Source organism: Alteromonas infernus (genome assembly GCF_902705815.1).
In genome coordinates, this window is the sequence record NZ_CACSIG010000007.1 from 83207 (window position 1) to 90569 (window position 7363).

Annotated in this window: 7 protein-coding genes; 4 read left to right on the forward strand and 3 right to left on the reverse strand. The window is 41.7% G+C overall.

What is annotated here, in order from left to right; translation table 11 throughout:
* Positions 1-65: 65 nt before the first annotated feature.
* From tnpC (ACX5J7_RS01835) to tnpC (ACX5J7_RS01850), 4 genes are all read left to right on the forward strand, one after another.
* Positions 66-1568, forward strand: coding sequence for an IS66 family transposase (tnpC, locus tag ACX5J7_RS01835; protein WP_498705894.1), 1503 nt, complete (start codon positions 66-68; stop codon positions 1566-1568).
* 85 nt (positions 1569-1653) lie between these two features.
* The gene (gene tnpA / locus ACX5J7_RS01840) at positions 1654-1971 is read left to right on the forward strand and encodes an IS66 family insertion sequence element accessory protein TnpA (protein ID WP_498705896.1); all 318 of its coding nucleotides are present in this window, start codon (positions 1654-1656) and stop codon (positions 1969-1971) included.
* Complete coding sequence (gene tnpB / locus ACX5J7_RS01845; protein ID WP_498705897.1) at positions 1968-2318, forward strand: IS66 family insertion sequence element accessory protein TnpB; 351 nt, start codon at positions 1968-1970, stop codon at positions 2316-2318. Before tnpA ends, tnpB begins: the two co-directional genes overlap by 4 nt.
* Positions 2319-2404: 86 nt before the next feature.
* The gene (tnpC, locus tag ACX5J7_RS01850; RefSeq protein ID WP_498705898.1) at positions 2405-3901 is read left to right on the forward strand and encodes an IS66 family transposase; all 1497 of its coding nucleotides are present in this window, start codon (positions 2405-2407) and stop codon (positions 3899-3901) included.
* 305 nt (positions 3902-4206) lie between these two features.
* On the opposite strand, the gene ACX5J7_RS01855 is transcribed toward tnpC (ACX5J7_RS01850), so the two are convergent.
* From ACX5J7_RS01855 to ACX5J7_RS01865, 3 genes are read right to left on the reverse strand one after another with little or no spacing between them, the layout of a single operon-like run.
* Complete coding sequence (locus tag ACX5J7_RS01855) at positions 4207-5667, reverse strand: glycosyltransferase family 39 protein (RefSeq protein ID WP_498705900.1); 1461 nt, start codon at positions 5665-5667, stop codon at positions 4207-4209.
* Positions 5667-6599: a glycosyltransferase family 2 protein gene (locus ACX5J7_RS01860; RefSeq protein ID WP_498705902.1), complete on the reverse strand. Its 933-nt coding sequence runs from the start codon at positions 6597-6599 to the stop codon at positions 5667-5669. Before ACX5J7_RS01860 ends, ACX5J7_RS01855 begins: the two co-directional genes overlap by 1 nt.
* Before the next feature lie 8 nt (positions 6600-6607).
* Positions 6608-6988 carry a GtrA family protein gene (locus tag ACX5J7_RS01865; RefSeq protein WP_498705904.1) on the reverse strand — a complete coding sequence of 127 codons (381 nt, stop codon included), beginning with the start codon at positions 6986-6988 and terminating at the stop codon, positions 6608-6610.
* Positions 6989-7363 lie beyond the last annotated feature (375 nt).

The following is a 7363-nucleotide window of genomic DNA, read 5'->3' on the forward strand; positions in this document are numbered from 1 at the left end:
TTACGATCACGAAATAGTCTTAATAATGTCGGGTAATCAGTGGCTTATTGCATGATAATAACGTCATGAATATTGATATCGAAAACTTACCTGACGACCCTGCGATATTGAAAAAAATGTTGTCGCAGGTTATGTCGCGCTATCAATATCTTGAAGAGCAGTTTCGTATTGCTCAGCACAAGCAGTTCGGTAAAAGCACCGAAGGCCATCTTGGGCAAGGTGAGTTGTTTAATGAACCGGAAGAACTGGTTGCTGAAGCTGAAACAGCCGAAGAAACGATTAGTTACACCCGAAAAAAGCCCACACGTAAACCGCTACCTAAAGACCTGCCTCGTGATGTTATCGTTCACGATATTAGCAACGAAGAAAAAATCTGTGGCTGTTGTTCGGGTAAGCTACATCGCATTGGTGAAGATAAGTCAGAGAAGCTTCAGTTTATCCCTGCTCAGGTAAAAATAATTGAGCATGTTCGCCCCAAATATGCATGTCGTACTTGTGAGAAAGACGGCATCAGCAACACGGTTAAACAAGCGCCTGTGCCTCACAGCGTTATCCCTAAAGGTTATGCCACCCCAAGCTTGTTAGCGCAAGTCATTACCAGCAAATATCAGTATGGGTTACCGCTTTATCGCCAAGAAGCAATGTTTAAGCAGCATGGTATCGAACTAAGCCGTCAAACCATGGCTGATTGGATAGTCCGTTGCGCTGAGTTGTTTAAACCCCTTTATGACCAACTTCAACAACACCTGCTGCAACAGTCGGTAATTGCGGCGGATGAAACCACGTTGAAAGTGGTTTCATCTGAGAAAGCGAATAGCTATATGTGGCTGTACGCCAGTGGTGCTGACTCATCTGCGGGTAATATACCTGATACAGCGATACTTAATATCGTGCTGTACGATTATCACAATAGTCGCGCAGGGCAATGCGCGGTAGACTTCCTTCGTGGTTACAACGGTTACTTACAAGTGGATGGTTATCAAGGCTACGAGCAAACGCAAGCCACACTCATCGGCTGTTGGGCACATGCACGTCGTAAGTTCATGGAAGCGAAGAAAGGCGCAGGTAAAAAAGGTAGTGGCAAAGCGGATTGGGCACTCAATCACATCCAAAAACTCTACCGCCTAGAAACCCAGCTAAAAGATAAAACGGTAGAGGTGCGATATATTACAAGACAAGAAAAAAGTGTGCCGTTACTGAGCCAGCTTCATATGTGGCTAATGAAATCGGCTCAACAAGTGTTACCCAAAACCAAGTTGGGCGAAGCGATACAATACTGCTTAAACCAATGGAAAAAGCTGGAACGCTATACACTCGGCGGGTTATTGAGTATCGATAATAATCGCGCTGAGCGCGGGATAAAGCCGTTCGTCATAGGTAGAAAAAACTGGCTGTTTAGCCAAACGGCCACGGGCGCCAACGCCAGCGCTGTTCTCTACAGCATCATCGAAACGGCTAAAGCCAACGACCTGAACGTATTCGAGTATGTGATGACTTGCCTTGATGAACTCAGCAAGCCCGACGTCGACATCGAGCAACTGCTACCATGGCAGTTTGCTAAGCGCTAGGTGGAATTATCGGACGCTTACTCCCCACGTTCAATTCATAAGTTAGCTACGGCATGGTGTTCTCTTTTTGTTAAGGAGAATGACCATGCAATATCAGCGAAGAGAAGTGCAAGACTGGCTCAACTTATTCGAGCAGCAAAAGCAAAGCGGGCCCACCGCAGTGGCGTTTTGTCGCCAACAGCAGATTAATGTTCAAACTTACTACACCAGGCGTCGTGATATTCGGTTACAGCGAACAAGCAACAAGTTTGTTCAGGTGAAACGTGAAGTCACGAAGGTTGAATCCTACACCGAAGCAATGGGTGGCGAACTTCTCCTGCAACTTGGAAATGCTCAACTTAGCGTGCCAATCAATATTAACCCTCACTGGATTGCTACCGTGATGAAGGCATTGTCCGAATGAAGATGTTCGTAGAGCCTGCCGACATTTACCTTTACATGGATATCGTCGATTTCCGCAAATCGATAAATGGCTTAATTGTCGTTGTTGAGCAGGATATGAACCTGAATCCGTTTCGCGATGCACTGTTCGTCTTCTGCAACAAAAAGCGCGATAAGGTCAAAATACTCTATTGGGATAAAACGGGCTTCGCTCTCTGGTATAAACGCCTCGAGAAGTATCGCTTTAAGTGGCCTGTCGATGCGAACTTAAAACAGATGCATATGAGTGAACAACAGCTACAATGGCTGTTATCGGGCTACGATGTCATAGGCCATCAGCCGTTGCACTACAACGCATCCGGCTTATAACCTATGATCATAAGTAGCGATTAACGATCACGAAATAGTCTTAATAATGTAAGGTAATCAGCAGCTTAATACGGGATAATAGTGGTATGAACGAGAAAGAATACCAATCCCGCATCGCTGAACTTGAAGCGCTTCTTGAAGAGAAGCGCGCGCGGATTGCCTATTTAGAAGAACAGTTCCGCGTTGCCCAGCATAAGCAGTTTGGAAAAAGCACCGAAGGCCACCCTGGGCAAGGTGAGTTGTTTAACGAAGCGGAAGAACTGGTTGTTGAAGCTGAAACAGCCGAAGAAACGATTAGCTATACCCGTAAAAAGCCCACACGTAACCCGCTACCTAAAGACCTGCCTCGTGAAGTTATCGTTCACGATATTAGCGATGAAGAAAAAATCTGTGGCTGTTGTGCGGGCGAATTACATCGCATTGGTGAAGATAAGTCAGAGAAGCTTCAGTTTATCCCAGCTCAGGTCAAAGTGATTGAGCATGTTCGCCCTAAATACGCGTGCCGTACCTGTGAAAAGGACGGTATCAGCAACACGATTAAACAAGCGCCCGTACCTCACAGCGTTATCCCAAAAGGCTACGCAACGCCAAGCTTGTTAAGTCAAATCATCACCAGCAAATATCAGTATGGGTTACCGCTTTATCGACAAGAAGCGATGTTCAAACAGCACGGTATCGAATTAAGCCGTAAAACCATGGCGGATTGGATAGTCCGCTGCGCTGAGTTGTTTAAACCGCTTTATGACCAACTAGATAAACACCTGCTGCAACAACCCGTTATCGCGGCGGATGAAACCACGCTGAAAGTGGTCGAGTCTGAAAAAGCGAACAGCTATATGTGGTTGTATGCCAGTGGTGCTGATTCACCTAGCGGTCATATCCCCGATACAGCGACATCCAATATCGTGTTGTACGATTATCACAATAGTCGCGCAGGGCAATGCGCAGTAGACTTCCTGCAAGGCTATAGCGGCTATCTACAAGTGGATGGCTATCAAGGTTACGAGCAAACGCAAGCTACACTCATTGGTTGCTGGGCACATGCACGTCGTAAGTTCATGGAAGCCAAAAAAGGCGCAGGTAAAAAAGGCAGTGGCAAAGCGGATTGGGCTCTGAATCACATCCAAAAGCTCTACCGCATAGAAACGCAGCTTAAAGATAAAACGGTGGAGGTGCGCTACCTTACCAGACAAGAAAAGAGCCTGCCGTTACTCAACCAGCTCCATACATGGCTAGAGAAATCAGTACACCAAGTGCTACCGAAAACCAAATTAGGTGAAGCGGTACAATACTGCTTGAACCAATGGGAAAAGCTAGCACGCTACACACTCGATGGATTGCTGAATATCGATAACAATCGCGCTGAGCGCGCGATTAAACCGTTCGTGATAGGCCGAAAAAATTGGCTGTTTAGCCAAACTGCCACAGGTGCAAACGCCAGTGCGGTGCTCTACAGTATTATCGAAACCGCTAAAGCCAATGACCTCAATGTGTTCGAGTATGTGATGTCTTGCCTTGATGAGTTCAGCAAGCCAGCGCCGAACATCGAGCAACTACTACCATGGCACTTTGCTAAGCGCTAGGTGGGATTAGCGGACGTTTACGCTTGATAATCATGATGACTTGTTCTTTCCTTTAACATTTCTTCATTTTAGGATCTCCATTGTCATCAATTTATTAAAAATATCATGAATGTCATGGCGTTGTTTCTGGGGTAGAGGCCAACTCTAAACCATCATAAGCTAGCGATAAGCAAATGCTTCAAGGAGATAATCAAGCGACTAAGAATAATAAAATGTCTTTCACAGCACCTAAGTACTCCACAGACTTGTCTTGTAATTTAAATTCCTTTTTCCCCTGTAGATATTTTAGTCGCCTTAAGCTAAATTTACTGCATCCTCGCAGAATAAATTTTAATTCGACGATGGTTTTCGGTATCAACTTCCGACAACACAAACATATTGTTAAACTTCGCCCGCGTTTTTTTAGAGCAGTGGCTATCAATGAAATACAAAGTTTCATCAGGCTGAAACGTTTTACGTTTTAAATCTTGGAAAGCATCGCTTTCTTTACTTTCTATTTTTTTTAGCATAGTCGCCTCAGTCTCATAAAATCCATTAGCCGACTCTTTATAGAAATAAATTTCTAATCCTGAATTATTATAATAACTTAGAACCCAAGATGGCGATTGTGTACAAACTAATAACTTGTCAGCCCCTACTAACTCCAGCTTAGAAACTGCTTGTTTCCATTGTTCATTCTCAGAGTACCTTTCTAGGTAAAAATTAGAATACGCCAGTAAATGAAAGACAGACAATACACCAAAAGAAGCTATTTTTAACTTTTTGTGGGTACCAGAAAGAAAGCAGGCAATCAATAAATAAGCTATGAGGGTAGACCCTACAATTGTTCTACTCATAAATATAGGCTTATAAAAACCTACTGTCCAAACGCAGAATAGTAGTGCGAAAGCCATCGAAAAAAGAACAAGAAGTAGATTGCGTTGCTTACTTTTAACACAGTGCCATAAACCATACACCATCGCTGCAATAAAAAGAATGTCCCATGGTTTTACTGAATCTGGATCTGCTGATATCTTAATAGATTTTGCAGACGAAAAAATAAATTGACCGAAAGATATATGCTTCAACCAATTAAATGTATTCCCCTCTCCCGACAAAACCGTTACTAAAGGCCAAGGAAGCCAAAGGGCAAAAACAATACTGTTTGTTATCATCCATGGCTTAATTTTCTTGTACTCTCGGTCTTTTATTACATGAATAAAGAAGATCATATTATAAGAAACGACATAAAATACCGAAATGTTATGCGTATACAGCGCACACAACGTAAAAACGCCATAAAAATAGTATGCTTTCTTACTAATTGGAGTTTTTAATACGATCGTCAACAAATAGTATAAAGCTGTTATCGCGAAAAAAAGTTGGGTAGCGTAAGCTCTTGCCTCTTGAGAATATTCTACTTGGTGAACTGAAAAAGAGAATAGAATGGCGGCAAGGAATGAGTCAGCTTTTGTGAAAAACAATCTACATATTTTATAAAATATAAAAACAGTGAGTGTACCAAAAATTATGCTAGGTAATCGAATAGTTAGCTCAGATGTATTTGGGCTAATGAAAACTTTGAGTATTGAATAGTACAGTGGTGGCGTAGGATCATAATTAGAGATCCACAGTACATTCCAAGGATTGCTTACAATACGAAAATTCAATGCTTCATCAAACCATAGAGAGAAAGAGTCAGCTCCCAGTAGCCTTACGATGAATGAAACTGCCAATAAGAATAAAATTAGGTACTTTTCATCAATTTTTTCAAATATAGTCAGCATTATTTAACATCCTTGTCGCTACTAGTATTGTTAAGGATATACCTAGGTCGCCGTTTGGTTTCAACATAAATGCGACCTATGTACTCACCTAATACACCTATACCTATGAGCTGAACCCCACCAAGGAATAATACCGATACCATTAAAGAGGGATAACCAGGGACGGCATTTCCCCATACAAGCTTTTCAACAATCATCAATAAACCGTATACGAACGAGATTGATGAAATCATAAACCCTATATAAGTCCACATTCTAAGAGGTACCGTTGAGAAACCTGTGATCCCCTCTAAAGCCAGATTCCATAACTTCCAGCCATTGAACTTTGTCGTACCAGCTGCACGTTCGTCGCGGGTGTATTCTACAATCGCGGTTTTGCCGCCACACCAAGATAAAATAGCTTTCATAAAGAGATTGCGCTCTTCAAGTTGAATAATACTTTGAACGATTTTCTTATCCAAAAGCCTAAAATCACCAACGTTTTCTTCTATTTTTGTATTGCTAATTTTGTTATGAAAAGAATAAAACCACTGTGCTGTTTTACGTTTTAGGTAAGTATCTGAATCTCGATTGGCACGTTTAGCGAGCACCATTTCATAGCCCTCTCGCCACTTAGCAATCAACTCGTGAACAACTTCAATTGGATCTTGCAGGTCCACATCGATGGGAATAACGGCGTCACCATCACTGTGCTCTAAACCGGCAAATAGCGCGGGTTCTTTCCCAAAGTTTTTTATAAAGGAAAGTGCTTTCACATTTTCATCACTAGCAGCTATTCGAGAAATGATTTCAAGTGTTTTGTCAGAACTGCCATCATCTATAAAGACTATCTGAACTTGGTATTGACTTAGCTCTGCCCTAACTTTTTCATAAAAAATATCTATAACTTCTTCTTCATTGAAAACGGGAACAACTAGCGAAATTTTGTCCATGGGTTTACTTAAACCTCTTTAAAAACGATATATCTAGAAAACAAAAAGCCAACAACCAGACTTGTTCCAGAGAACAGGACTAGAGTAACTACCTCATGTAGTTTCCAGGCATCAGCCAAAAAGCCAAACAAGAATGCTAAAGCGCCCATAAAAGCGGTAAATATAAGATAGCGATTTACAGAAACTTTTGAATTGAAAGTGAACTTGCTGTTCGCGAAGAAAGAAAATGTTACTGCGACAGAGAAAGCAATAAGATTCGAAAGAGCTTGATCATACCCAAGATAGGTTAATGCAAAAAATGACAACCAATGTATAGCTGTATTCAGTACACCGACAGATGCAAATTTTGAAAAGAGTGAAATTGCTGAAAAGCGTTTTTTGTTGTGCAAAGCCATTCCCTAGCATCAAATATGAGACAAACAAGCCGTTGGTTTTAGTCGGCGCTGTGGCCACAAAACAACATTGCTGACTGTAAGTGACAGAAACACCAGTATACATTCTACGCTTCTTAATTCTATATATTTCTGTTGCCTAAGACTGTAGATCTTTAAAGGATATTAATTGCCAAAATTTCATTTACATATTCATTACAGATAACATCTTTTAATTACATATTGCATGTAAAACCGTTATCAAACGAAGTTTGCAGGTTGAAGACCCTAGCGTAAAAGCAACTTCCAAAATGGTCATATAGGCATCATTGGTGAGACTGTAACTAGAGGCTGTTGATCTTTGAACATTATTTGTTCAGCAGTACATTGGTA